General features: G+C 62.2%; 22 protein-coding genes. 9 read left to right on the forward strand and 13 right to left on the reverse strand.

Annotation, left to right across the window (positions count from 1 at the left end; all coding sequences use genetic code 11):
* Positions 1-57 precede the first annotated feature (57 nt).
* Both PMI07_RS02305 and PMI07_RS02310 read left to right on the forward strand, forming a co-directional pair.
* Positions 58-1,008, forward strand: coding sequence for a D-2-hydroxyacid dehydrogenase (locus tag PMI07_RS02305; RefSeq protein WP_007755280.1), 951 nt, complete (start codon positions 58-60; stop codon positions 1,006-1,008).
* 24 nt (positions 1,009-1,032) lie between these two features.
* Positions 1,033-1,872, forward strand: coding sequence for a GNAT family N-acetyltransferase (locus PMI07_RS02310; protein WP_007755277.1), 840 nt, complete (start codon positions 1,033-1,035; stop codon positions 1,870-1,872).
* Here the strand turns inward: PMI07_RS02310 and xth are convergent.
* The gene (gene xth / locus PMI07_RS02315) at positions 1,869-2,642 is read right to left on the reverse strand and encodes an exodeoxyribonuclease III (protein ID WP_007755274.1); all 774 of its coding nucleotides are present in this window, start codon (positions 2,640-2,642) and stop codon (positions 1,869-1,871) included. The two genes, PMI07_RS02310 and xth, sit on opposite strands and share 4 nt — an antisense overlap.
* Positions 2,643-2,799: 157 nt before the next feature.
* Here xth and PMI07_RS02320 point away from each other — a divergent pair, with 157 nt between their 5' ends.
* Genes PMI07_RS02320 through nadE form a run of 3 tightly spaced genes read left to right on the forward strand, consistent with a single transcriptional unit; the run spans position 2,800 to position 5,613 of the window.
* Positions 2,800-3,054: an acyl carrier protein gene (locus PMI07_RS02320; RefSeq protein WP_007755272.1), complete on the forward strand. Its 255-nt coding sequence runs from the start codon at positions 2,800-2,802 to the stop codon at positions 3,052-3,054.
* A 10-nt stretch (positions 3,055-3,064) separates the two neighbouring features.
* Positions 3,065-4,618, forward strand: a complete 1,554-nt coding sequence (locus PMI07_RS02325; RefSeq protein ID WP_007755269.1) for a class I adenylate-forming enzyme family protein — start codon at positions 3,065-3,067, stop codon at positions 4,616-4,618.
* Positions 4,615-5,613 (forward strand): NAD(+) synthase, encoded by a 999-nt coding sequence (nadE, locus tag PMI07_RS02330; RefSeq protein ID WP_024163498.1) that lies wholly within the window; start codon positions 4,615-4,617, stop codon positions 5,611-5,613. Before PMI07_RS02325 ends, nadE begins: the two co-directional genes overlap by 4 nt.
* 5 nt (positions 5,614-5,618) lie before the next feature.
* Here nadE and PMI07_RS02335 read toward each other — a convergent pair whose 3' ends face one another.
* Both PMI07_RS02335 and PMI07_RS02340 read right to left on the reverse strand, forming a co-directional pair.
* Positions 5,619-6,731: a hypothetical protein gene (locus PMI07_RS02335; RefSeq protein ID WP_007757989.1), complete on the reverse strand. Its 1,113-nt coding sequence runs from the start codon at positions 6,729-6,731 to the stop codon at positions 5,619-5,621.
* Positions 6,732-6,831: 100 nt separating this feature from the next.
* Positions 6,832-7,224, reverse strand: coding sequence for a PRC-barrel domain-containing protein (locus PMI07_RS02340; RefSeq protein WP_007757992.1), 393 nt, complete (start codon positions 7,222-7,224; stop codon positions 6,832-6,834).
* Positions 7,225-7,498: 274 nt separating this feature from the next.
* On the opposite strand from PMI07_RS02340, the gene PMI07_RS02345 reads away from it, so the two are divergent.
* From PMI07_RS02345 to pgi, 3 genes are all read left to right on the forward strand, one after another.
* Positions 7,499-9,196 carry a long-chain fatty acid--CoA ligase gene (locus PMI07_RS02345; RefSeq protein WP_007757994.1) on the forward strand — a complete coding sequence of 566 codons (1,698 nt, stop codon included), beginning with the start codon at positions 7,499-7,501 and terminating at the stop codon, positions 9,194-9,196.
* A 168-nt stretch (positions 9,197-9,364) separates the two neighbouring features.
* Complete coding sequence (locus PMI07_RS02350) at positions 9,365-10,579, forward strand: alpha/beta hydrolase (RefSeq protein ID WP_024163499.1); 1,215 nt, start codon at positions 9,365-9,367, stop codon at positions 10,577-10,579.
* Between the two features lie 88 nt (positions 10,580-10,667).
* A complete protein-coding gene (pgi, locus tag PMI07_RS02355) occupies positions 10,668-12,293 on the forward strand; it encodes a glucose-6-phosphate isomerase (protein ID WP_024163500.1) in 1,626 nt (541 codons plus the stop codon).
* Between the two features lie 59 nt (positions 12,294-12,352).
* Here pgi and PMI07_RS02360 read toward each other — a convergent pair whose 3' ends face one another.
* The 4 genes from PMI07_RS02360 to pyrC form a co-directional block, all read right to left on the reverse strand.
* Positions 12,353-13,279: a carbohydrate kinase gene (locus tag PMI07_RS02360; protein WP_007773739.1), complete on the reverse strand. Its 927-nt coding sequence runs from the start codon at positions 13,277-13,279 to the stop codon at positions 12,353-12,355.
* A gap of 76 nt (positions 13,280-13,355) precedes the next feature.
* A complete protein-coding gene (locus PMI07_RS02365) occupies positions 13,356-14,051 on the reverse strand; it encodes an orotate phosphoribosyltransferase (protein ID WP_024163501.1) in 696 nt (231 codons plus the stop codon).
* Positions 14,052-14,135: 84 nt separating this feature from the next.
* Positions 14,136-15,314, reverse strand: a complete 1,179-nt coding sequence (locus tag PMI07_RS02370; protein WP_007766163.1) for a GGDEF domain-containing protein — start codon at positions 15,312-15,314, stop codon at positions 14,136-14,138.
* Positions 15,315-15,434: 120 nt separating this feature from the next.
* Positions 15,435-16,478, reverse strand: coding sequence for a dihydroorotase (pyrC, locus tag PMI07_RS02375; protein ID WP_007766161.1), 1,044 nt, complete (start codon positions 16,476-16,478; stop codon positions 15,435-15,437).
* Positions 16,479-16,709: 231 nt separating this feature from the next.
* Here pyrC and PMI07_RS33460 point away from each other — a divergent pair, with 231 nt between their 5' ends.
* Positions 16,710-17,636 carry a tetratricopeptide repeat protein gene (locus tag PMI07_RS33460; protein ID WP_007766160.1) on the forward strand — a complete coding sequence of 309 codons (927 nt, stop codon included), beginning with the start codon at positions 16,710-16,712 and terminating at the stop codon, positions 17,634-17,636.
* Positions 17,637-17,640: 4 nt separating this feature from the next.
* Here the strand turns inward: PMI07_RS33460 and PMI07_RS02385 are convergent, their stop codons facing one another.
* From PMI07_RS02385 to PMI07_RS02410, 6 genes are all read right to left on the reverse strand, one after another.
* A complete protein-coding gene (locus tag PMI07_RS02385) occupies positions 17,641-18,678 on the reverse strand; it encodes a 4-hydroxyproline epimerase (protein ID WP_007766157.1) in 1,038 nt (345 codons plus the stop codon).
* Between the two features lie 14 nt (positions 18,679-18,692).
* A complete protein-coding gene (locus PMI07_RS02390) occupies positions 18,693-19,400 on the reverse strand; it encodes an SDR family oxidoreductase (RefSeq protein WP_007766140.1) in 708 nt (235 codons plus the stop codon).
* A gap of 81 nt (positions 19,401-19,481) precedes the next feature.
* Complete coding sequence (locus PMI07_RS02395) at positions 19,482-21,017, reverse strand: glycosyltransferase family 39 protein (RefSeq protein ID WP_155956362.1); 1,536 nt, start codon at positions 21,015-21,017, stop codon at positions 19,482-19,484.
* 73 nt (positions 21,018-21,090) lie between these two features.
* Entirely contained in the window at positions 21,091-21,633 is a 543-nt protein-coding gene (gene mug, locus PMI07_RS02400; protein WP_007766133.1) for a G/U mismatch-specific DNA glycosylase, read from the reverse strand.
* 35 nt (positions 21,634-21,668) lie between these two features.
* Positions 21,669-22,139 carry a nuclear transport factor 2 family protein gene (locus tag PMI07_RS02405; RefSeq protein ID WP_007766127.1) on the reverse strand — a complete coding sequence of 157 codons (471 nt, stop codon included), beginning with the start codon at positions 22,137-22,139 and terminating at the stop codon, positions 21,669-21,671.
* Entirely contained in the window at positions 22,136-22,768 is a 633-nt protein-coding gene (locus PMI07_RS02410; RefSeq protein WP_007766126.1) for a pyridoxamine 5'-phosphate oxidase family protein, read from the reverse strand. Before PMI07_RS02410 ends, PMI07_RS02405 begins: the two co-directional genes overlap by 4 nt.
* Positions 22,769-22,804: the final 36 nt, after the last annotated feature.

Genomic DNA, 22,804 nt, shown 5'->3' on the forward strand with positions numbered 1-22,804 from the left:
GCTTCGGCCGCCTTGGATTCGATTGGGGAGGATTTGAATCATGCAGGAATTTTCGCGATGAAGGTTGTGTTTCTGGACCGTGACACGATCGGCCCGTCGGTGACGATCACCCGGCCCGCCTTTGCGCATCAATGGGTGGAATACGGCAAGACGGTGCCGGAGGATGTGGCTGCCCGCATCGCCGACGCGGATATCGTCATCACCAACAAAGCGCCGGTGCGCGAACAGTCAATCGCCCTTGCACCGAAGCTGAAGATGATCGCAGTCGCCGCAACCGGTTACGACGTGATTGATCTCGCCTTTGCCAAGGATCGCGGCATCACGGTCTCCAACGTGCGCGGGTATGCGGTCAACACCGTGCCGGAGCATACGTTCGGCCTGATCTTTGCCCTCCGCCGCTCGATCGTCGGCTTCCGCCAGGACGTGATCGCCGGCGAATGGCAGCGCGCCAACCAGTTCTGCTTCTTCAACCATCCGATCAAGGATCTTGCCGGCTCGACGCTCGGCATTTTCGGGCGCGGCACGCTCGGCAAGTCGGTGGCGAAGATCGCCGAAGCTTTTGGCATGAAGGTGATCTTCGCGGCCCGGAAAGATGCGGACAAGGTCGAGCCCGGCTACACCACCTTTGACGAGGTGCTGGAAACCGCCGATATCATTACCTTCCACATGCCGCTGACGCCCGCGACCCGCAACCTCATCGGCCTGCCCGAATTCCGCAAGATGAAACGGCATCCGCTGATCATCAACACCGCCCGCGGCGGGCTGGTGAACGAGGCGGATCTGGTGACGGCGCTAAACGAGGGCCTGATCGGCGGCGCCGGTTTCGACGTGCTGACCAAGGAACCGCCGGCACCGGACAATCCGCTGCTGACGATCCTGGAACGACCGAACTTCATCCTCACCCCGCATGTGGCCTGGGCGAGCGATGAGGCGATGCAGACGCTCTGGGCGCAGGTGATCAACCATGTCGAGAACTTCGAAAAGGGCTCGCCGTCCAACGTACTGTGAGGCGACAAGGTCGGGAGAGAGGTCATGACATCCGCCGTTTCCCATCGCCGCCTGTCGGAATGCAGCCTGGAAGATGCGGCTGAAGGCTTCACCACCGGTTTTTCCGGCTATGTGGTGCCGATGAACGTGACGGTCCCGTCGCTGCAGTTGCGCATCGAACGCGATCATGTCGATCCCGACGTGAGCTTCGTCTATTTCGACGGCGAAAAGCCGGCGGGCATTCTGCTGATCGGCCGGCGGGGCGATCTTTCGCGGGTCGGCGCGATCGGCATGGGGCCGACCATCCGCGGCAAGGGTTTCGGGCGCAGCGTGATGCTGGATGCGATCGAGGCCGCGAAGGCGCGCGGTGACCGCAAGCTCATTCTGGAAGTGATCAACACCAATGAGCGGGCGCGCGATCTCTATCTGTCGCTCGGTTTTGTGATTACACGTAAACTCGTGGGCTTCGGCCGCAGCCGCAAGCTTGCGGTGCCGGACGTGGCGCCGGCCGAGGAATGCGAGCTCGGGATGGCTGCCGGGATGCTCGCGAGGTTCGCGGACGCCGATCTCACCTGGCAGACGGATCCGCGCAGTTTCCAGAAAGCCGGGCCGCCGATGAAAGGGTTCGCGCTCGACGGCAAGGCTGCCGTGCTTCTGGATGATACGGGTAAGGATATCCGGCTTTACGGCCTCGCCGTCGATCCCGCCCATCGCCGGCAGGGGCTTGGCCGGGCCCTGACCGATGCGCTCGCCGCTCGTTATCCGGGCCGCAGGCTTTTCATCATCGAGAATGTGCCGGATGGCCTGATCGACCGCTTCATGCGGCGGATCGGCTGGCGGAAAAGCACTCTCACCCAGTCGGAAATGGCGATCGATCTGGCCTAGTCGCCGAGTTCGATCCAGGCCGGGGCATGGTCGCTGGCATGTTCGCGGCCGCGAACGTGACGGTCGACGCTGGCCGCCTGCAACCGGTCCGCGATCGAGGGGCTGAGCAAAAGGTGGTCGAGCCGCAGGCCCGCATCGCGGCCCCAGGCATTCCGGAAATAATCCCAGAACGTATAGATGCGCTCGCCCGGATGCAGCTTGCGGATCGCATCTGTCCAGCCTTGCTCCTGCAGCCGGGAAAAGGCCTCTCGTACCTCCGGCCGGAACAGCGCGTCCTCCCGCCAGCGTTCCGGCTTGTAGACATCGAGATCGGTCGGCATAACGTTGTAGTCTCCGGCAAGGACGACGGGCGCACCGGTATCCAGAAGCGCCTGGGCGTGGGTCAGAAACCGCTCGTACCAGGCAAGCTTGTAGGAGAATTTCGGGCCAGGGGCGGGATTGCCGTTCGGGGCATAGAGGCATGCAATGAGTACTCCCCGCACCGCGGCTTCTATATAGCGGCTGTGAAGATCTTCGGGATCGCCCGGCAGGCCACGGCGCGTTTCGATCGGATCGGCATCGCGGGCGAGGATGGCGACGCCGTTCCAGCTCTTCTGGCCGTGCCAGATTGCGCCGTAGCCCGCCTTTTCGATCGCACCTGCCGGAAACTTCTCCTGCGGCGCCTTCAACTCCTGCAGGCAGACGACATCCGGCCGTGCCTCCTCCAGCCATTCGAGGAGCAGGCCGAGGCGACCGTTGACGCCGTTCACATTGAAGGTCGCGATCTTCATGGATGCATCAACGTCGATGCCGGAATTTGGATGCAGTTAAGCTTATGGACAAAAGCGTTTTAGAAATTAGCAAAACATTCAGGGATAGCCCGGAAGATGCCTTTCAACCGACCGCGCCTCATCCGCGCGGCAAATCTGTTTGTGGAGAGGCCCGGCGATGGCGGAAGCATTCGAAAATAGCGTGCGTGAGTTCATTGCGGAGAACTTCCTGTTCCGCGCCGACGCAGAGGTTTCGAACAACCAGTCGCTGCTCGAAAGCGGCGTGATCGATTCCACCGGCGTGCTCGAACTGATCGCCTTCCTGGAGCAGACCTACGGTATCACCGTCGCCGACGAGGAGATCATTCCCGAAAACCTTGACAGCATCGACAACATGACCAGCTACCTCGCGACCAAACTGGCAGCGGCCTGAGGCCGGGCCGATGCGCATAGAGGCCAGGCTCCGCGACAGCGCCAGACGTTTCGGGACCAAGCCTGCGCTCATCGCAGGCGACATCCGGCTGACCTATGCGGAACTCGACGCCTCGTCCGATCGGCTCGCCGCAAGCCTTGCCCGCGGCGGCATCAAGCCCGGCGACCGGGTGTTGATGGTGCTGGACAACGGCCATGAAGCGGTCGTCAGCTTCTTCGGTATCTGGAAGGCGGGTGCCGTGCCCTGCCCGCTCTATCCGTCGATCAAGGCCGAAAAGCTCTCCGTCATTCTCAACAGCACCGAGGCTTCGGCGATCATTACCCAGGCCCGCCAGCGGGCAACCGTGAATACGGCCATCTCCATGACGAAGATGCGGCCGCTCACGATCGTCGCGCAGGCCGATGCCAGCGAAGATCCTGGCTATACGTTGCGGTTCGAAGACCTGGTCAGCGGCGAGATTCCTGTTCCGCTCAGGGAATTCAAAAATGCCGAAGCCCTGGCGCTGCTGATCCACACGTCAGGCTCCACCGGCCAGCCGAAGGGCGTGATGCTCACCCACGCCAATGTCGAAGCCGCCTGCGAAGCGATCGTTGCCTATCTCGGCAACACGGCCGACGACGTCGTGCTCAGCGTCCTGCCGCTGTCCTTCGGCTATGGCATCACCCAGGTGGTGACGATGGTGATGGCCGGCGGCACGCTAGTGCTCGAGAAAAGCTTCGCCTTCCCGCGCAAGATTCTTGAGCGGCTGGTCGAAGTGAAGGCGACCGGTTTCCCGCTGGTGCCGCCGATGGCCGCTCTGATTACCGGCATGAAGGATCTGGAGCCGGGTTTCCTGCCGCATCTGCGCACCATTACCAGCGCCGCGGCGGCGATGCCGCCCGCTCTTGCCGAACGGCTGCAGCAGCTTTTTCCCGACACCCGGCTTTTCCTGATGTACGGCCAGACCGAATGCCTGCGCGCCACCTACCTGCCGCCCGAAGAAGTGCTCCGCCGGCCGCTCTCGGTCGGCCGCGCCATTCCGGGCACCAAGGCTTTCGTGATCGACGAGGACGGGTGCCCGGCCGGGCCCGGCGCGATCGGCGAACTGGTTATTGAAGGGCCACATGTGATGTCCGGCTACTGGGGCAACGGCCTGACCTCGGTGCGTGCGCTTTCGCCGGTGGCGGGCGGCAGACGCCTGCACACCGGCGATCTCTTCCGCACGGACGCCGACGGCTTTCTCTATTTCATCAGCCGGCGTGACGACATCATCAAAACACGCGGCGAGAAGGTGAGCCCGCAGGAAGTCGAGCGCGCGCTCTATGCCCTGCCCGGCATCAAGGAAGCGGCGGCCGGCGGCATAGACGATCCGATCTTCGGCCAGGTTATCCGCGCCTACGTGGTGGTTGAGGATGGCGTGACGCTCACCGAGCGCGAGATCATCCGTCACTGCGCTCAAGCGCTCGAAGACTACATGGTGCCGAAAAGCGTCGAATTCCGCGATGCGCTGCCGCGCACGGCGACCGGCAAGATCCGGCTCGGCGCGGATGAAACTAACACTGTCACACAGGGGAATGTCGCATGAACCAGAGCCTGAAGCGCGCCCAAGGGGCGGAGAAATTCTCGGCCGATACGCTGAAGCTCGATGCGGAGGCCGAGATCGAACGCATCTGCGGCTGGCTGCGCGAGACGGTGCTCAAAACCTTGCGCAAACGCGGCGCGGTGCTCGGACTTTCGGGCGGCATCGATTCCAGCGTGACCGCGGCTCTGTGTGCCCGTGCGCTCGGGCCGGGCAAGGTGACGGGCATCTTCATGCCAGAACATGATTCCGATCCGGACAGCCTGAAGCTCGGCCGGGCTCTGGCGGAGGCGGTCGGCATCGAGACCGTGCTCGAAGACATCGGCCCGGCGCTTGCCGCCGCCGGCTGCTATACCCGCCGCGACGGTTTCATCCGCCAGATCGTGCCGGAATTTGGCGAAGGCTGGGGCTGCAAGGTGGTGCTGGAAAATGCGCTGACCGGCCGCGGCTACAACATTTCCTGGCTAGTGGTCGCCAATCCCGACGGCGAGCAGAGCCGCCACCGCATGCCGCTCGAGGTCTATCTCGGCATGATCGCTGCCGCCAACATGAAGCAGCGCACCCGCAAGCAGATCGAATATTACCACGCCGACCGGCTGAACTTCGCCGTCGCCGGCACGCCGAACCGGCTCGAATACGACCAGGGCTTCTTCGTGAAGAACGGCGATGGCGCCGCCGACTTCAAGCCGATAGCACATCTCTACAAGAGCCAAGTCTACCAGCTTGCCGAGGCGCTCGGCGTGCCCGCCGACATCCGCCGCCGGCCGCCGACGACCGATACCTGGTCGCTGCCGCAGGGCCAGGACGAATATTATTTCTCCCTGCCCTATGACCGGATGGATCTCTGCCTCTACGGTCTCGACAACGGGATTGCGCGGGAAGAGGTCGGCGAGGCTGCCGGACTGACGCCGGACGAGGTCGATGCCGTCTGGCGTAATATCGCCTCGAAGCGGAAGGTGGCGGAATATCTGCATGCCGAGCCAGTGACGATGCTCGGCTGAGAAGCTCAGTCCAACCGGTCGCCGATCAGGCGGGTCCAGCTTTCGCCGGCGAGCCCGCTGATCAGCGCCTGGCCGGACTTGATCGGCTCCAGCAGGCTCTTGTCGCGTGCCTGCGCGACATAAAACGAGCGGCCGTAGAACATCGTCTTGCGGCTCATCAAGGCCGGTATCAACCACGGATGCGCGGCGCCGCGGATGCCTGAACATCCCATTTCGTAAGCGTGGGCAAACATATCATCGACAAGGTCGGCTGTCGCATTCGGCACCGACAGTGCCTGCAGCAGCCAGCCGATCTCACCAGGACTGGCGAAGTAGACGTAAGCTGCCACCGGTCGTCCGTCGGGAGCAAAGCCGACGCGCCATTCGGGATAACCCAAATTCCGCTTGTTTTCCGCCTGACCCAGAAACCATGGCAACGAGCCATCGTCCCAGCGCGGGCGAAGCGGGTAAATCGGGGCGAGTGTCGGAAGGACGCTGCCGAATTCCTCGCGCGTGACATCACGGAAGGTGATTTTCGACGCGCCGCGCTCGGCTGGACGAAGCGGCGTCGCGCGGATAAGGGCCGCACCACGGTCGGCAATACGGCCAAAGGGACGCAGGAGACTTGCTGGACGGAGCCGCCTGGCCAACACTTCGACCGCCGCCGAGGCGGGACGCAGGATGCGCAGCCAGTTCATGCTATAGCCGGGATCGAGCGGATGGCCTGCCTTCTGCCACATGCCGAGTGCTGTGGAATTCGCGGTCTCTGTGAGCGAGATATCCTGCGGACCGGCAAGGAAGGATCGCAGCAGGCGTGCGCCGGCAAGCGGGTTTTCCTTCGGGTTCTCGACCATCATCGAGCCGGCGAAGGCCGCGCGGAGCGGCCGGCCGTCGAGTTCCAACCGAGAAGGGAAAACACCGATGAAACCAGAGGCCCTTCCATCCGCCTGTACGAAGACCTTGGAGCGCATATCCGGATCAGCCCAGGGGTGGTCGAAGAAGGCTTCTTCCAAGTAGGTGATCAGCGAGGGAGACGGTGTCTTGGACTTGCGAAACGTTTCCTGGAAAAGCTGCGCCACGGCCTTGATGTCGCCGCGCTCGAAATCGCGGACCGTACCCGCTTCCGTCTTTCCCGTCATCGCTGTCCCCTTCTGTCAGGGGACCTTGCAGGAGGAGAATTAAATAAACGAAAAGAGGCCCCGCAAAGCGGAGCCTCCCGAAATTCCTGCACCTGAACGATTACATCCAGTAGGGCGCAACGCCGTAGTAGTCGTAAATCGTGCGGCCCTTGTCGTTGTACCAGGTATCGTCGTCGAGATCACGGTAGCGCGGGGCACCGGTGATCTGGTCCTTGGTCAGGTCGATGCGATAGCCGTCGAGCTGTTCGTCGTAGCGAAGCTTTTCCCAAGGGAGCGGGTAATAATCGTCGCCGATACCGAGAAAGCCACCAAAGCTCAGCACCGCATATCCGACGCGGCCGCCGCGCTTTTCGAGAAGCACTCGGGCAATAGAGCCGATATGCTTGCCGTCGGCACCATAGACCTTTGTCCCTTCGACTTTGTCGCTGGCGATCAGCGACGGAGTGTCCTTGACATAGGGATCCTGTCCGGCTCGTGGTTCGTGATGCAACATTGCGCGCCTCCTTTGTGATTCCTCATGCATTTTGTTACGCTTGGAAACGCCCGACCCTTCCGGATGTTCCGCTATCGGTTCAAATACGCTCGGATGCCGGCTTCAGCCTCTCGTTGACGTTTACGTCAAAGTTAGATAGCTGTTTAAATCTGTGCCGATGGCTTGATGCTGCAGCGGCATGGCATAAGCTGTTGTTCGCGGGAAGGTGGAGGACCTGGCCCGCACGCGCCGGGAAAGCGCGGAGCAACAAGAAAAACGATAGAGGAGGTCCAGCATGAACGAAGTCACCGCACGTACCGGTGCCAATCCGCCCAAGATCTGGCTTGCCTCCTACCCGCCGACCGTGCCGGCCGAAATCCCGCCGCTGGAGCATCAATCGCTCGGAGCACTGTTCGAGGACAGCTGCGCGCGCTATGCCGACCGCCCCGCCTTTTCAAGCATGGGCAAGGCACTCACCTACCGAGCGCTCGAAGCGGAAAGCCGCAAGGTCGGTGCCTGGCTGCAAGCCCAGGGCCTTGTGAAGGGCGACCGGGTGGCGGTGATGCTGCCCAACATTCTCCAGAACCCGGTGATCGTCTACGGCATTCTTCGCGTCGGCATGGTGGTCGTCAACGTCAACCCGCTCTACACCCCGCGCGAACTGGCCTACCAGCTCAAGGATGCCGGCGCCAAGGCGATCTTCGTTCTCGAAAACTTTGCCCATACCGTGCAGCAGGCTTTGCCCCAGACGGAGATCAAGCATGTGGTCATCGCCACGATGGGCGACATGCTGGGCTTGAAGGGCCATATCGTCAACCTGGTCGTGCGCAAGGTGAAAAAGCTGGTGCCGGAATGGTCGCTGCCATCGGCCCTGAGCTTCAAGCAGGTGATCGCGGAAGGCGCCCGAAAGACGATGAATGCGGTCGAGGTTTCGGCACGCGACATCGCCTTCCTGCAATATACCGGCGGCACCACCGGCGTTTCCAAGGGCGCGATCCTCACCCATGCGAACCTGCTCGCCAACAAGGAGCAGATGGGCCTGTGGCTGGAAACCGCTTTCCTCAACAAACCGCGCCCGGAACAGATCCAATTCCTTTGCGCGCTGCCGCTCTACCATATCTTCGCCCTGACGGTGAATTCGCTGATGGGCGTCGCCACCGGCAGCCATAACATCCTGATCGCCAATCCGCGCGACATCCCGGCCTTCGTCAAGGAATTGCAGAAATACAAGGTCCATATCTTCCCGGGCCTCAACACGCTGTTCAACGCGCTGATGAACAATCCGGACTTCCAGAAGCTCGATTTTTCCTCGCTGCTGCTCGTCTTCGGCGGTGGCATGTCGGTGCAGCGGCCTGTGGCTGAGCGCTGGCTGAAGATGACCCATTGCCAGATCACCGAGGGCTATGGCCTGTCCGAAACCTCGCCGGTCGCCACCGCCAACCGGCTCGACGCCACCGAATTCAGCGGCATGATCGGGCTTCCCATCTCGTCCACGGAAATCTCGATCCGCAACGACGACGGTTCCGAAGTGGAACTCGGCGATGTCGGCGAGATCTGCATCCGCGGTCCGCAGGTGATGGCCGGCTACTGGAACCGGCCGGACGAAACCGCCAAGGTGATGACGACCGACGGTTATTTCCGGACCGGCGACATGGGCTACATGGACCGCCAGGGTTACACGAAGATCGTCGACCGGAAGAAGGACATGATCCTCGTCTCCGGCTTCAACGTCTATCCGAACGAGGTGGAGGAAGTCGTGGCAACCCATCCCGGCGTGCTGGAATGCGCTGCGGTCGGCGTGCCGGACGAGCATTCCGGCGAAGCCGTGAAGCTCTTCGTGGTCAAGAAGGATCCGAACCTGACAGAGGCGGACCTCAAGGCCCACTGCGTGGCCAGCCTGACCGGCTACAAGCGCCCCCGCTTCATCGAATTCCGCACCGAACTGCCAAAATCCAATGTCGGCAAGATCCTGCGGCGCGAGTTGCGCGGCTAACCTACCGTTGCACCGGTGCGACAGAGAACGACCAAGCGTCGGTCGCGGAGCCGAATTTCCTGCGTTAGCGGTGGACGATCCTGCAATCCTTGATTAGCCCTCTCTCAAGGGGCTGGGCAAGGCAATGTTGGAGTTCGCTTGGAAAGCCGCACCGGATTTTTGTTTCGTATGTTTGCCGTCGTCGCGGTATTGAGCGTCCTTGCAGGCTGTGCGGGGCGTCCCGAAGGTGTGCTCATTCCAACCCAGACGCAGGCGGCCGGAACGTCGAAGGTCGATGTGCTGGTGGCGACCACGCGACGCTCGACCGAAACGCCCGGCGTGCTGTTTTCCGGGGAGCGCGGCAAGGAACCTGTCGTCACCGAGATTGCCGTCTCCATTCCGCCGGACAAGGCTCGCGAGGTCGGGCAGGTGCAGTGGCCGTCGAAGCTGCCGGCCAATCCGGCCAAGGAGTTTACGACGGTCTCGGTCACGCCCCTGCAGCCGCAGGCCGCGCAGTCGTGGCTCAAGGGCCATCTGGGCAAGAGCCGTCGGGTTTTTGTCTTCGTGCACGGGTTCAACAACCGCTACGAGGACGCGGTCTATCGCTTCGCACAGATCGTCCACGATTCGAACGCGGATGTGGCACCGGTCCTGTTCACCTGGCCGTCTCGCGGTAGCATCTTTGCCTATAATTACGACAAGGAAAGCACCAACTATTCCCGCGACGCACTGGAGGAGATGCTGCGCCGGCTGGCCAAGGAGCCGAGTGTGGGCGAGATTACCCTCATGGCCCATTCGATGGGATCGTGGCTGACCGTCGAAGCGCTTCGCCAGATGGCAATCCGCGACGGCCGCGTGGCGCCGAAGATCCAGAACGTCATCCTCGCCTCCCCCGACCTCGATGTCGACGTGTTCGGCCAGCAGCTTGCCGAGATCGGCGAGAAGCGGCCGCATTTCACCCTGTTCGTATCCCGCGACGACCGGGCGCTCAGCCTGTCCCGGCGGATTTCCGGCAATATCGACCGGCTCGGCCAGGTGGATCCGACCGTCGAGCCCTATCGCACCGAGTTCGAGAAGGCCGGCATCGTCGTCCTGGACCTCACCGCGCTGAAAACCGGCGATCGCCTGAACCACGGCAAGTTCGCCGAGAGCCCGGAAGTGGTGAAGCTGATCGGCAACCGGCTGATCGCCGGCCAGACGGTAAGCGACTCGGATGTCGGCCTGGGTGACCGGCTTGGCGCCGTGGCATTGGGTGCCGCCCAGACGGTCGGCGGTGCGGCGAGCGTCGCCGTCAGCACGCCGATCGCGATCTTCGATCCGGCGACGCGACGCACCTACAACGACCAGGTCGACCGGCTCGGCAATGCCGTCGGCAACACGGTGACGACGGCCGTCGGGCAATAAACACGACTTCACTTTGGACTGCGCTTGATTTGGGACGGAAACGGAATAGGTTCCCGCTCATCCCATTCCGAGTGTCGAGGAATCACCCATGCAGGCCATCGTCCAAGACCTGAAATCCACCGTCGCAAAAGCCAATGCCACGGATATCCGCGCCGCCTTCGCAGCCGATTCCGGGCGTTTCGCGAAGTTCAGCGCCACGTTCGACGACCTTCTCATGGACTATTCCAAGACGGCCGTGAACGACGACATCATGGTGTTTCTCGAAAAGCTGGCAGACGCCGGCGGCGTCGCCAAGAAGCGCGAGGAGATGTTCTCGGGCGTCGCGATCAACTTCACCGAAGGCCGCGCCGTTCTGCACACGGCGCTGCGCAACCGCGCCAATACGCCGGTCATGGTCGACGGCAAGGATGTGATGCCGGACGTGAACGGCGTGCTCGCCGCGATGGGCAAATTTGCCGACGGCATCCGCTCCGGCACGCTGAAGGGCGCGACCGGCAAGAAGATCACCGATATCGTCAATATCGGCATCGGCGGGTCCGACCTCGGCCCGGTCATGGTCACACTGGCGCTCGCGCCCTTCCATGACGGACCGCGTGCGCATTTCGTCTCCAATGTCGATGGCGCCCATATCGCCGACACGCTGAAGCTGCTCGATGCGGAAGCGACGCTGTTCATCGTCGCCTCCAAGACCTTCACGACCATCGAAACGATGACCAACGCCGCCTCGGCGCGCGCCTTCATCGCCGACAAGCTCGGGGAAGCGGCCGTCGGTCATCATTTCTGCGCCGTCTCTACCGCGCTCGACAAGGTCGCGGCGTTCGGCATCGACAGCGACCGCATCTTCGGTTTCTGGGATTGGGTCGGCGGACGGTATTCGATCTGGTCGGCGATCGGCCTGCCTTTGATGATCGCCGTCGGCCCGGAGAACTTTGGCAAGTTCCTGGACGGCGCGCATGCGATGGACACACATTTCCGCACCGCGCCGGTGCGCCAGAACCTGCCGATGCTGCTCGGCCTGATCGGCTTCTATCACCGCAACGTTCTCGGTTATCCGTCGCGCGCCATCCTGCCCTATGACCAGCGGCTCCTGCGCTTCCCTGCCTACCTGCAGCAGCTCGACATGGAATCGAACGGCAAGGGCGTGACGATCGACGGCACGCCGGTGGAAGGAAATTCGGGTCCTGTCGTCTGGGGCGAGCCCGGCACCAACGGGCAGCACGCCTTCTACCAGCTCATCCACCAGGGCACGACGGTCATCCCGGCCGAGTTCATGATCGCCGCCAACAGTTTCGAGCCGCATCTGCGCCACCAGCACGAATTGCTGATCGCCAATTGCCTGGCGCAGTCGGAAGCGCTGATGAAGGGCCGCACCGTGGCGGAAGCCAAGGCACAGCTCACCTCGAAGGGCATGGACGACAAACAGGCCGATTTCATCGCGCCGCACCGCGTCTTCACCGGCAATCGCCCGTCGATCACCTTCGTCTACGACAAGCTGACGCCGTTTGCGCTCGGCCGGCTGATCGCGCTCTACGAACATCGGGTTTTCGTCGAAGGCGTGCTCTTCCGCATCAACTCGTTCGACCAGTGGGGCGTTGAACTCGGCAAGGAACTGGCGACCGGCCTGCTGCCCGTCGTGGAAGGCAAAGAAAGCGCCGGCGGCCACGACGCCTCGACGCAAGGGCTGGTAAAGGCATTGCTCGCCGCCCGGAAATGACGCGTCGGCCCCTCATCATGGGGCCGAACTATTTCCATTTGCGAATTGAGGGCGGGACCTCAGAGGCCGATTTCATGGGCGAAAGGCGGGTTGGCGCCCGCCCGCGATACCGTGACGGCAGCGGCCTTTGCGCCCAGTGCCAGAGCATTGGCGACCTGAGCCTCGACGAGATTGGCGACCTGCGGCTTGGTCAGCAGGCCCTGCATCTTCAGCGAGGCCAGAATGCCCGCATCGAAGGTGTCACCCGCGCCGACGGTATCGACCACTGTGACGCGTTCGCTCGGCACCGATACCTTGAAGCTCTTGGTATAGCCGGTAGCCCCATCCGCGCCACGGGTCAGGACCACCAGCTTGGCGCCATGATCCAGCCAATGCGCCGCCAGCGTATCGTGGTCGCCCTGCATGCCAAACCAGTCGAGGTCCTCATCGGAGAACTTGATGATGTCGGACATGGCGGCCATGCGGCGGACGCGGTCCATGTGTTTCGGCTTGTCCTTGATAAAGCCCGGGCGGATGTTCGGATCGAAGGAAATGACCCGCTTCCGGTACTCGCGAGCCATCAGCGCCTCGTAGGTGCCGCCGCAGGGTTCGGGGATCAGGCTGATCGCACCGAAATGCATGGCCTCGCAATCATCGCCCAGCGCAGGCAGGTCAGCCTCGGTGATCATCCGGCCGGCTGTGCCTTCGTCATAGAAGGCGTAGGTCGCCTGGCCATTGACGAGTTTCACGAAGGCGATGGTCGTCGGGCGGGACGAAACCGCTGCAAGGCTGTAATCCACGCCGCTCTTCGACAGCGTTTCCCGCAGGACGTCGCCCATCAAATCGTCGGAGATGCCGGTGAAAAATGCAGTCGGCTGACCGAGTCGGCCGAGCGCAATCGCGGTGTTGAAGATCGCGCCCCCGGCATAGGGCGCAAAACCTTTTTCACCCAGCGTGGTGTCACGCGGGAGCATGTCGATCAGGGCTTCGCCGCAGCACAAAATCATAAAATCCTCCCGCGCGCTTTCTCAGCAATTTTTCAATCGATTAAGCGAGCTTTTGCCAAAAGGCCAGAGCAAAAAATCAGAGCGCAATCTCGCTCACGCCGCCATTGCGTCCCGACCAGGCCAACGGCGCATCGAGGAAGGCCTCGACTTCCGACAGAGTGTTTTCGTCGAAAAGCTTGTCCTCGCGGGCTGCCGCGAGCACATGACGCCAGGTGGCGATGTGGTGAAGCTTCACCTGGCCGTTGGAAAAGCGCTCATAGGCTTCCGGGAAAATATCGTAGAAGAAGAGCGCAATACCATGATCAACCGTGGCCCCCGCGGCGCGGATCGCATCGATGAACTTGAACATGCTGCCGCCGGCGGTCGTCAGGTCCTCGATGACCAGCACACGCGCGCCCTCCGGCATATGGCCTTCGATCTGCGCGTTGCGGCCATGGCCCTTCGGCGCCTTACGGACATAGATCATCGGCAGGCCGAGCCGCTCGGCGAGGAATGCGGCAAAGGGGATGCCTGCCGTTTCGCCGCCCGCGATGCAATCGAACTTTTCAAAACCTGCTTCGCGCATGACGGTGGCGGCAGCAAAATCCATGATCGCGGAACGGATGCGGGGGTAGGAAATCAGCTTGCGGCAGTCGATATAGACCGGGCTCATCAGGCCGGAGGCAAACTTGTAGGGCTTGTCGGCGCTGAAATGGACCGCTCCGATCTCCCAGAGCATCTTTGCCATCAGTTCGGCCATTACGCCGCGGTCCGGAAATGTGGTTTGAATCATGCGCCCGCTCCTTTTGTCAAAACCACGCGCCGCAATAGCAGCATGCGGCAGAGTACGCCAGACGATGCAGAAAATAAGAGGGGATCAGGCGGTGGTGCGTGTTTCGCTCGTGTCCACGGGACGCAGATAACCTGCGACCTCCACGCGGTCGCGGCCGGCCCGCTTTGCTTCGTAGAGCGCGTTGTCGGCAAGGCTGAGCACGGTTTCGAAAGGCTGGCCCGTCGGAGCCCCGACGGCGACACCGGCGCTGACCGTGCACTTCAGCACGGCCTCGCCGAGGGTCATCTCGCGGGCGGCGAAGCGACGGGAGATGTCGTTGGCGATCCGCTCAGCCCGTCCGGGAAGGACGCCGTCGAGGATCATCACGAATTCCTCGCCGCCCAGCCGCGCGACGGTATTGCGAGTTTTCACGCCGCTTACGAGGTCTTCGGCAAACAGCCTCAACACCTGGTCGCCGGCAGCATGGCCATGCTGATCGTTGATGGATTTGAACCGGTCGATATCGAAAACGATGACGGCGGTCGACGAACCGAGAGTGCGATGGGCGTGCTGCTCGAAGAGCGCGCGGCGATTGAGGAGCCCCGTCAGCGCGTCGGTCATCGCCTCGTGACGATGGTGGGCCGCCATGCGCCACTGGTGGAGCGCCAGCGAAAGCGCTCCGATGCCGGTCATGCCAGCGATGCAGACGCCGATATTGAGGTTTTCGGCCCAATTGTCGGGCGCGTGGCCCAGCACCCATTGCTGTCCATCAATCAGGACGGCAGCACAGAGGGCGAAAGACACGGCGGTGGCGGCGTAGAGCACCGCCATCCCGATGAGCGGTCCCGGCGCCTCCCGGCGTGCCCGCCAATATTGTCTGGCCGTTTCGAGAAGCAGCACCGCCGTCGCCAGGTTCATGACGATGAAACCAAGGCCGTCGAGGCCGGTTATCATCAGTGGCACGCCGAATGTCACGGAGGCGGCCGTGAGGGCAACGGCCGTTATCCAGGGCCGCACACCGCTGCGAAACTGCACGGAGGCCGCATAGATCGTACTGAATCCCGCCATCAGGAAGGTATAGGCGATCGAGGCGCCGACGACGCCCGCTTCGACGGTATAGGAACTATAGGCGAAAATGCCGGAAACGGTGAGGCAGAGCGCGACGACGAGGGTGAGCAGGAAGGAATCGGTGCGACGCGAATACCATGTGCCGAACAGCGTCACCATCAGGCACGCCGCCGAGACGCCCAGCGCGAGCAGAAGAGAATGGTAGTCGAGCATCATGCCTAGCTTCTCTTCGGGTAGATCCCGGCGGGAAAATCTTGGGCACCACGCTAAACCCGGATTCTATCCAAAAGGTTACCGGGTCATTCCAAATACCATCAACCGGATTGGGGTCAGACTTTACTTCTCAACCACTTGCCAGTGGAGTGGGAACATCGGATCGAAGACCGTGATCGGCCCCGCACCGCTGTCGCGCTTGTCGGGAAACCTCGCCGGTTCGTCGCGCTTTTCAAGCGTAATCGTCTCTTCGTTCGGCTTCAGGCCATACCAGGCCGGGCCGTTGAGCGAAGTGAACGCCTCCAGCTTGTCGAGCGCATTGTCGTCCTCGAACACATGGGCAAGGCAGCTCATCGTATTGACGGAGGTATAGATGCCGGCACACCCGCAGGCGCATTCCTTCAGCGGATCGACATGGGGCGCGGAATCGGTGCCGAGGAAGAAGCGCGCATCACCTGACGTCGCCGCCGCCCGGAGCGCGAGGCGATGGTTCTCGCGCTTGGCGACCGGCAGGCAGTAATAATGCGGGCGGATGCCACCGACCAGGATGGCATTGCGGTTGATGATCAGGTGGTGGGTGGTGATCGAGCCGGCAAGATTGCCCTTCGACGACTTGATGTAATCGATGCCGTCGGCGGTCGTCACATGTTCCATGGTGACCTTCAGTTCCGGCAGGCGCTGGCGCAGCGGATCGAGCACGGTCTCGATGAAGACGGCCTCTCGGTCGAAGATGTCGACCTCCGGCGTGGTCACTTCGCCATGCACGCAGAGCGGCAGGCCGATCTTCGCCATGCGCTCCAGAACCGGCATCGCCTTGTTGAAATCGCGCACGCCGCCATGGGAGTTGGTCGTCGCACCGGCAGGATAAAGTTTTACGGCCGAGATCAGGCCGCTCTTCTTGCCCTCTTCCACATCGTCCGGATCGGTGTGTTCCGTCAGATAGAGCGTCATCAGCGGCTCGAAGCGGTCGCCGGCCGGAAGGGCGGCGAGAATGCGTTCGCGATAGGCCTTGGCATCCGTCGTCGTCACCACCGGCGGCACGAGGTTGGGCATGATGATGGCGCGCGCGAAATGCCGGCTCGTATCGCCGATCACCGCTTGCAGGACGTCGCCGTCGCGCAGGTGAAGATGCCAGTCATCGGGGCGGCGGAGCGTAAGCGTTTTCATGGGAGGCTTCCGGACGTGATCGATCCGTCCGCCATAACATCAATGGTTCGGACAAAACAATCCGATCATGAGAGGAACCTGCAATCCGCCAGGCCAGACGCGTGGTAATTCTCACGCAAATGTGCGGGGCCCAAAGGCCTCCCGCGCACGAAACATGAAGGGCGCACGGAACCGGCGCCAGCTTCCGGCGTTCGTTAAGCAATCTGAAGAATCAGTAAATCGGAGCGGACAATGAAATCCCGCCTATCCAAAGTCAACAGGGGTTTTGCGATTGCCACAGGTACTGCTGTCGCGCTTTGCGCGCTGACGGTTTCGCCCGGCGCCGAGGAACGCGCCAGCCTTCAGCTTGCCTCGGTGATGCAGACGGAATGCGATCGTCTTGCCGGCAGCCCTTACGATCAGCAACGTAACGGCGAATTTGCGCCGGTCGGGATTTCCGATATCGACGGCACCGCCGTCGAGGCCTGCCGCATGGCCTTTGATGCGACCGGCAATCCGCGTTTCGCCTATCAGCTCGGCCGGGCTCTCAACAAGACCCAGCAGGCCGACCAGGCGATGAGCGCTTACGATGTTGCCGTCCAGGCGGGTTATGCCGCCGCCAAGGTGAATTTCGGCATGCTGATGGGCCGACTGGGCGACGAACAGTCGGAATTCCAGCTCTATACCGAGGCGGCCGATAGCGGCAACGTCCTTGCTGCCTACAATCTCGGCGTCGCCTATCGCGATGGCCTCGGCACCCAGCCGGATGTCCAGCGGGCGCTGACCTGGTTCCAGAAGGCTGCAGCGGAAGGCGACGATACCGCTGCCTTCAATATCGGTGCGATCTATGACGAAGGCCAGCTTGTGGAGCAGGACGACCAGACGGCGATCGCCTGGTACGACCTTGCAGCCCAGCGCGGCAATACCGATGCGATGATCAATCTCGGCTTGATGTACGAGGCCGGCGAAGGCATTGAAGCGAATGCCCTCAAGGCTGCCCAGATGTACGGCAAGGCCGCCGAAAACGGCGATGTCTTCGGCGCCTACAAGTTCATGCAGATGCAGGAACTGGGTGTCGTCCCCGGCCCGAGCGAACCGGCGATGACCGAAGGCGTCAATTCGCTGGTGCTGAAGCCGGGCGACATGGAACAGCCTGCCGGCATCGGCAAGGACATCTGATAACTCAGATTTCCCCGGCGGAAGGCCCCCATACGTCGGTCATCGCAAAACCATCCGACAGAGGGTCGAACGGATCAAGGGCGATCTGATGCAGACCGAAGGTAAAACCGCGGCCGGTGATCGTCGGGATGATCGCCGGCTTTCCTGCGACTTCCGTTTCGGATGCCAGCCCCACCTCGAACTGCGAACCGATGATCGAGCGCGACTTGAAGATGTCTCCCACCCTCACCTTGCCGCGTGCATGGAGCGCTGCCAGATTGGCGGAATTGCCGGTGCCGCAGGGCGAACGGTCTGCCCTGCCCGGCCACATCGTGGTGCACGTCCGCACCGTACCGTCGGCTTCCGTATCGCGGAACATCACGTAAGCGACGCCCGAAATCGCCGGGATTTCCGGGTGCACGACCTCGATCTGCCTGTTGATCAGATCCTTCAGCACCATACCGGCCTGGACGAGCGCTGCCGCATTGCCCTTTTCGATGGTCATGCCGATCTGGCCGACATCCACCAGTCCGTAGAATATCCCGCCGTAACAAAGATCAAGCGTGATCTCGCCCCATGAAGGGGTCTCAACCTTCACATCGAGCTGATGCACGAAGGACGGTACCATGGTGAGTTTCACTTTTTCGCAGCGCCCGTCGCGGCACGTGGCGGTCGCGCGCACGAGACCGGCCGCGGTTTCGAGCGTCACGATGGTTTCAGGCTCCTGCATCTCGACGATACCGGATTCCAGAAGTGCGGTGGTGACGCAGATGGAGTTCGAGCCGGAACTCGCATGCGCCTGGTCCGGCTGCAGGATGATGAAGGCCGCATCGGCATCGGGGTGCTTCGCCGGCAGCAGTAGATTGACCGAGCCGATCGGCGCACCGCGCGGCTCGAGGCAGAGAAAGCGGCGAAGCTCGTTGCCCTTCGGATCCGTGTTCAGCCAATGAAGCTGAGCCGCGACCGTTTCGCCCGGAATCTTCGGCACGCCACCGATGGCGACCTTGCCGATCTCACCCTCGCAATGAACGTCCAGCAGCTGGATCGTACGTTTCCATCTCATTTCGGCTACTCCGATCAGACGTGACGGGTGATGCCGCCGTCGACGCGGATATTCTGGCCGGTGATGTAACCGGCGCCATCCGACAGCAGGAAGGCGGCGGTCTTGGCGACCTCTCCGACCTGCCCCATGCGCTTCATGGGCACCTTTTCCTCGGTGCCGGGCTTGTGCGGCAGGCTGTCGATGAACCCCGGCAGGATGCAGTTCATGCGGATGTTGTCGGCCGCATAACGATCCGAATAGAGCTTGGTGAAGGCTCCGGCCGCAGCGCGATAGGTGCAGGAGACCGGGAAGATCAGTGAGGGCTCGAAGGCCGCAAACGTGGTGATGTTGACGAAGGCGCCCTTGCCCTGTTTCAGCATGACGGGCGTCACCAGGCGCGCCAGGCGCACCAGTGACAGGATCATCATGTCGGAACCGAGCGTCCAGTCCTCGTCGCTGATGTCGAGCAGATCGCCCTTCGGCGGATGGCCGGTGTGGTTTACCACCGCATCGATGCGGCCGTAGGTCTTCATGGCGAGGTCGAAGATCGCCTGTATGTCCTCGGCCTTTTCCGCGACGCCGCGGGAGGCGACCCCGCCGAGTTCAGCGGCCAGTTTCTCGCAGCTTTCGGAAGGCGACATCAGCGCGAGCTTGTAACCCTGGGCGTGCAGTTCGCGGGCGATCGCCTCACCCATGCCGCGCCCGCCGCCGGTGATCAGCGCGACCTTTTCCGTCTCAGCCATCGGAATCTCCTTGAGTGTCATCCCGCCTGCAAGCGGGCTTTTCGAACAGATATATCAGCACTAAGGCTTTGCCTACCGTCTTCAACGAAGCCAGCGATAGCCGAGGTTCAGCCGCATTTTGCCGTCGCCGTAATAATAGGGCAGCGACAGGGATTTCGCAGGCGATGCAGTCAGTCCGAGGGCATCGACGGAGGAAAGATCGATCGGCGGCGGCGAACCCGTCCCAGCCCCGCCATCGGTCCAGACCGCCAGAACCGGCCCCTTCATGGCGTCCGGAGCCGGGAAGCCGGCGATCGGTTGCTCGGAATTGATGACCGGCACATCCGGAAACTGCAGCCGCATGTTGCCGGCCAGGTGCATGCCGGCCGCAACGATCACCGCCGGCCGGCCCTCGGATTTCAGTGTTTCGGCGACGGATGCGAGGGGATAGTTGATACGGGTGTAGGCGCCGGTGAGCCCGCCGGTAAAAGTCTTGCCCGCCAGCGGGACCAATGTCACCAGCATGATGACGCCGAATACGGGGACGAAGCGCTTGAGATGGCGCGCGGTATCGATGCCCGCTCGTTCCAGCTTCCCCAGGAGATAGAGCGGCAGAGGCAGCAGATAGGGATCCAGCCAACGCTCCGTGATCTTGGTCGTGCCCGTGAAAAGGATCACCAATACGACACCCAACAGGCCCACTGCCATCATCAGCCCCAGAAGGTGCGTCCAGCGGTCGCCGGCGGTCAGCGATCGCCTGAAGTCCTTTCTGAAGGGGACCGCGAAGATAACGACAGTCAGAGCGCCGAACGCCAGACAAGCGAGCACCAGCGAGCCGAGGGCGCGTGCGATACGGGCAATGCCGTGCGGGGCATTCGCCTCGACCATCTTGCCGATCGTGCCGGCTGTCGCGAGATCGAGATTGTCGAGAAGCCAGAGGGCGTGGGGGAGGACGATTATCAGGCTGACGATCGCAGTCAGCAGGACTCGCGGATCAAAAAGACGGGTGCGCCACTCCCTGTCGCAGAACACGGCAACAATGGCGGAGGCAGGCAGCAGCGCGAAATTGTATTTCGAGATCGTGCCGATGCCAATCGCCAGCCCAAGGATCACGTAGCCCTGCCAGTCCGACCGGACAAGCGTTCGGAAAAGCCCGTAGAGGAACAGAGACGTCGCCATCAGCGCTGCGACGGTATGCGTCAGGTCCTGCTGCGGCATATAGGAGAGCTGCGGCAGGGTGAGCAGGCTCAGCATCGCCATCGCCACAAAGCCGGGTCGGGTATCGAGCTCACGGGCCGCCATGCCGAAAAACACGTAGCACAGCAGCAGCATCAGGAATTTCGGCAGGGTCAGCGAGAAGAGCGAGGTGCCAATGACGCTGACAAAGGAATTCTGAACCCAGTTGTAGAAAGGCGGCTGCGGCCCGTAACCAGCGAGCCAATATTGTGAGAACAGCGTCTGCTCCGCCTCGTCCAACGTCAGTGCGTTGGGCAGGATCAGGCGAACAGCGATACTCAGCAGGAAATAGGCGCCGAGAAAAAGCGCCGCCGGCCAGAGACCACCGGCCAGAAACGTCGCCAGCCGGCCAGGCTTTTTCAACTCTTCGGAACGCACCGCGTCCATGCTCTCACGATCCATTTTCGCTTCTTGAGGAAAACATCATGTGGCAGCAGGTGACACGGCCGGCGGCGCGGATCAATAGAAACCGCGCTCACTCGGGAGATTTCCGATTGATCCAGCGCGCCAGAGAGGATGAGCGGTCAATTCTTAGTACCGCGTAGGCCTCGACAAGATCGCTGAGGCTGAAGCTGCGATTGAGGCCGCTCGGGTTCGGCAAGATCCACACGCTTGCACCACAGAATCGCGAGGATTGCGGACCCCAACCAACCTTGCCACCTTCGATCGCCTCATAGGCCGCCTTCCCGAGAAACGCGATGGTCTCCGGCCGGAAGTGGGCAATCTTCCCTTTGAACGCTTCTGCGGATTTCCGGAACTCGTTGTGCCGGAGTTCGGCTGCACTGCGGGTGGCGCGCGAGACGGCGGCGGTAATGCCGCACCCAAATTCCAGCACGCGCCGGTCTTCTTCCGCCGGCACCCTCTCAGGCGTGAAGCCGGAAAGGTGGAGCACACGCCAAAAGCGATTGGACGCTGATCCGAAATTATGGCCGGTGGCTGCCGCCTGCACACTGGGGTTTATGCCACAGAAGACGACCGGCAGTTCCGGGGCAAGGATGTCGAAGGACGACAGTTCCATGGTGGGTGAAGATATCCCTAAGAATCATTTGAGGGTCAGAAGCCCAGATCGCTGAGGCCGAGATGATCGTCTGGCCGCCGTCCGAGCGGCCAGCGGAATCGCCGGCCAGTCTCAGGCATGGGCGCGTCATTGATGGAGGCGAAGCGCCGGCGCATCAAGCCATGTTCGTCAAATTCCCAATTCTCGTTGCCGTAGGAGCGGAACCAGTTACCGCTGTCGTCGTGCCACTCGTAGGCGAAGCGTACCGCTATGCGGTTTTCGCCAAAACTCCAGAGTTCCTTGATGAGCCGGTAATCCAGCTCGCGCTGCCACTTGCGGGTGAGGAACCCGACAATCGCCTCGCGCCCCTCGACGAATTCGGCGCGGTTGCGCCAGTAGCTATCGACGGTATAGGCAAGCGCCACGCGTGCCGGATCGCGGCTGTTCCAGCCGTCTTCCGCAAGGCGGACTTTCTCGACGGCCGTTGCCGGCGTGAAAGGCGGCAGAGGCGGACGTTGATCGCTCATTGGATATCTCCGAGGGTTGCAAGGCGAGCGCGCAGGTCGGCGTTTTCGGATTCGAGCTCGGCAAGGCGGTCCCTGAGTGGACGGACCGCCTCGTTGACTTCTCCCTCCGTGAAGCGGGGAGTGATATGTTGCGGGCAGTTCCAATCAAAGCTTTCCAGCCGCAGCCGGAAGATGCGCTCGATCCTGGCTCGGTAGTTCGGGTCGGTGACCAGCATAGTCAGATCAGGATCCGCGTCGAGCGCCACCTCCTCGACACGGGCATAAATCTTCAACCGGGCGCGATGGGCGTAATCCATCAGGAAGAGGCTTACCCGATCGTTCGCCGCCACATTGCCAGTGCTGATATACTGGCGATTGCCGCGATAGTCCGCAAAAGCCAGGGTCCGGTCATCGACCACTTTCAGGAAGCCACGCGGGCCGCCCCGGTGCTGGACATAGGGCCAACCGGTCTCCGAAACCGTCGCCATGTAGAAGCTGTCGCGGGCGGCGATGAATGCGGCTTCGTTTTCCGTTAGGCGGTCGAACTCGCGATCGCCGTTGAAATTCTGCCAGATGTGATCGACACCCATTGCCTTTTGCGCGGCCCGGACGCTGGGCGTTATAGCAATGTCGAGAAAGCCATAGGACATGATGGACCTCCTTCAGGTCGGGAGCCGCCATCGGCG

It is taken from the genome of Rhizobium sp. CF080 (genome assembly GCF_000282095.2).
GTDB lineage: Bacteria > Pseudomonadota > Alphaproteobacteria > Rhizobiales > Rhizobiaceae > Neorhizobium.

Coding starts and splice junctions, on each gene's coding strand:
- PMI07_RS02305 (WP_007755280.1), top strand. CDS start 58: ATGAAGGTTGTGTTTCTGGACCGTGACACGATCGGCCCGTCGGTGACG.
- PMI07_RS02310 (WP_007755277.1), top strand. CDS start 1,033: ATGACATCCGCCGTTTCCCATCGCCGCCTGTCGGAATGCAGCCTGGAA.
- xth (WP_007755274.1), bottom strand. CDS start 2,642: ATGAAGATCGCGACCTTCAATGTGAACGGCGTCAACGGTCGCCTCGGC.
- PMI07_RS02320 (WP_007755272.1), top strand. CDS start 2,800: ATGGCGGAAGCATTCGAAAATAGCGTGCGTGAGTTCATTGCGGAGAAC.
- PMI07_RS02325 (WP_007755269.1), top strand. CDS start 3,065: ATGCGCATAGAGGCCAGGCTCCGCGACAGCGCCAGACGTTTCGGGACC.
- nadE (WP_024163498.1), top strand. CDS start 4,615: ATGAACCAGAGCCTGAAGCGCGCCCAAGGGGCGGAGAAATTCTCGGCC.
- PMI07_RS02335 (WP_007757989.1), bottom strand. CDS start 6,731: ATGACGGGAAAGACGGAAGCGGGTACGGTCCGCGATTTCGAGCGCGGC.
- PMI07_RS02340 (WP_007757992.1), bottom strand. CDS start 7,224: ATGTTGCATCACGAACCACGAGCCGGACAGGATCCCTATGTCAAGGAC.
- PMI07_RS02345 (WP_007757994.1), top strand. CDS start 7,499: ATGAACGAAGTCACCGCACGTACCGGTGCCAATCCGCCCAAGATCTGG.
- PMI07_RS02350 (WP_024163499.1), top strand. CDS start 9,365: ATGTTTGCCGTCGTCGCGGTATTGAGCGTCCTTGCAGGCTGTGCGGGG.
- pgi (WP_024163500.1), top strand. CDS start 10,668: ATGCAGGCCATCGTCCAAGACCTGAAATCCACCGTCGCAAAAGCCAAT.
- PMI07_RS02360 (WP_007773739.1), bottom strand. CDS start 13,279: ATGATTTTGTGCTGCGGCGAAGCCCTGATCGACATGCTCCCGCGTGAC.
- PMI07_RS02365 (WP_024163501.1), bottom strand. CDS start 14,051: ATGATTCAAACCACATTTCCGGACCGCGGCGTAATGGCCGAACTGATG.
- PMI07_RS02370 (WP_007766163.1), bottom strand. CDS start 15,314: ATGATGCTCGACTACCATTCTCTTCTGCTCGCGCTGGGCGTCTCGGCG.
- pyrC (WP_007766161.1), bottom strand. CDS start 16,478: ATGAAAACGCTTACGCTCCGCCGCCCCGATGACTGGCATCTTCACCTG.
- PMI07_RS33460 (WP_007766160.1), top strand. CDS start 16,710: ATGAAATCCCGCCTATCCAAAGTCAACAGGGGTTTTGCGATTGCCACA.
- PMI07_RS02385 (WP_007766157.1), bottom strand. CDS start 18,678: ATGAGATGGAAACGTACGATCCAGCTGCTGGACGTTCATTGCGAGGGT.
- PMI07_RS02390 (WP_007766140.1), bottom strand. CDS start 19,400: ATGGCTGAGACGGAAAAGGTCGCGCTGATCACCGGCGGCGGGCGCGGC.
- PMI07_RS02395 (WP_155956362.1), bottom strand. CDS start 21,017: ATGGATCGTGAGAGCATGGACGCGGTGCGTTCCGAAGAGTTGAAAAAG.
- mug (WP_007766133.1), bottom strand. CDS start 21,633: ATGGAACTGTCGTCCTTCGACATCCTTGCCCCGGAACTGCCGGTCGTC.
- PMI07_RS02405 (WP_007766127.1), bottom strand. CDS start 22,139: ATGAGCGATCAACGTCCGCCTCTGCCGCCTTTCACGCCGGCAACGGCC.
- PMI07_RS02410 (WP_007766126.1), bottom strand. CDS start 22,768: ATGTCCTATGGCTTTCTCGACATTGCTATAACGCCCAGCGTCCGGGCC.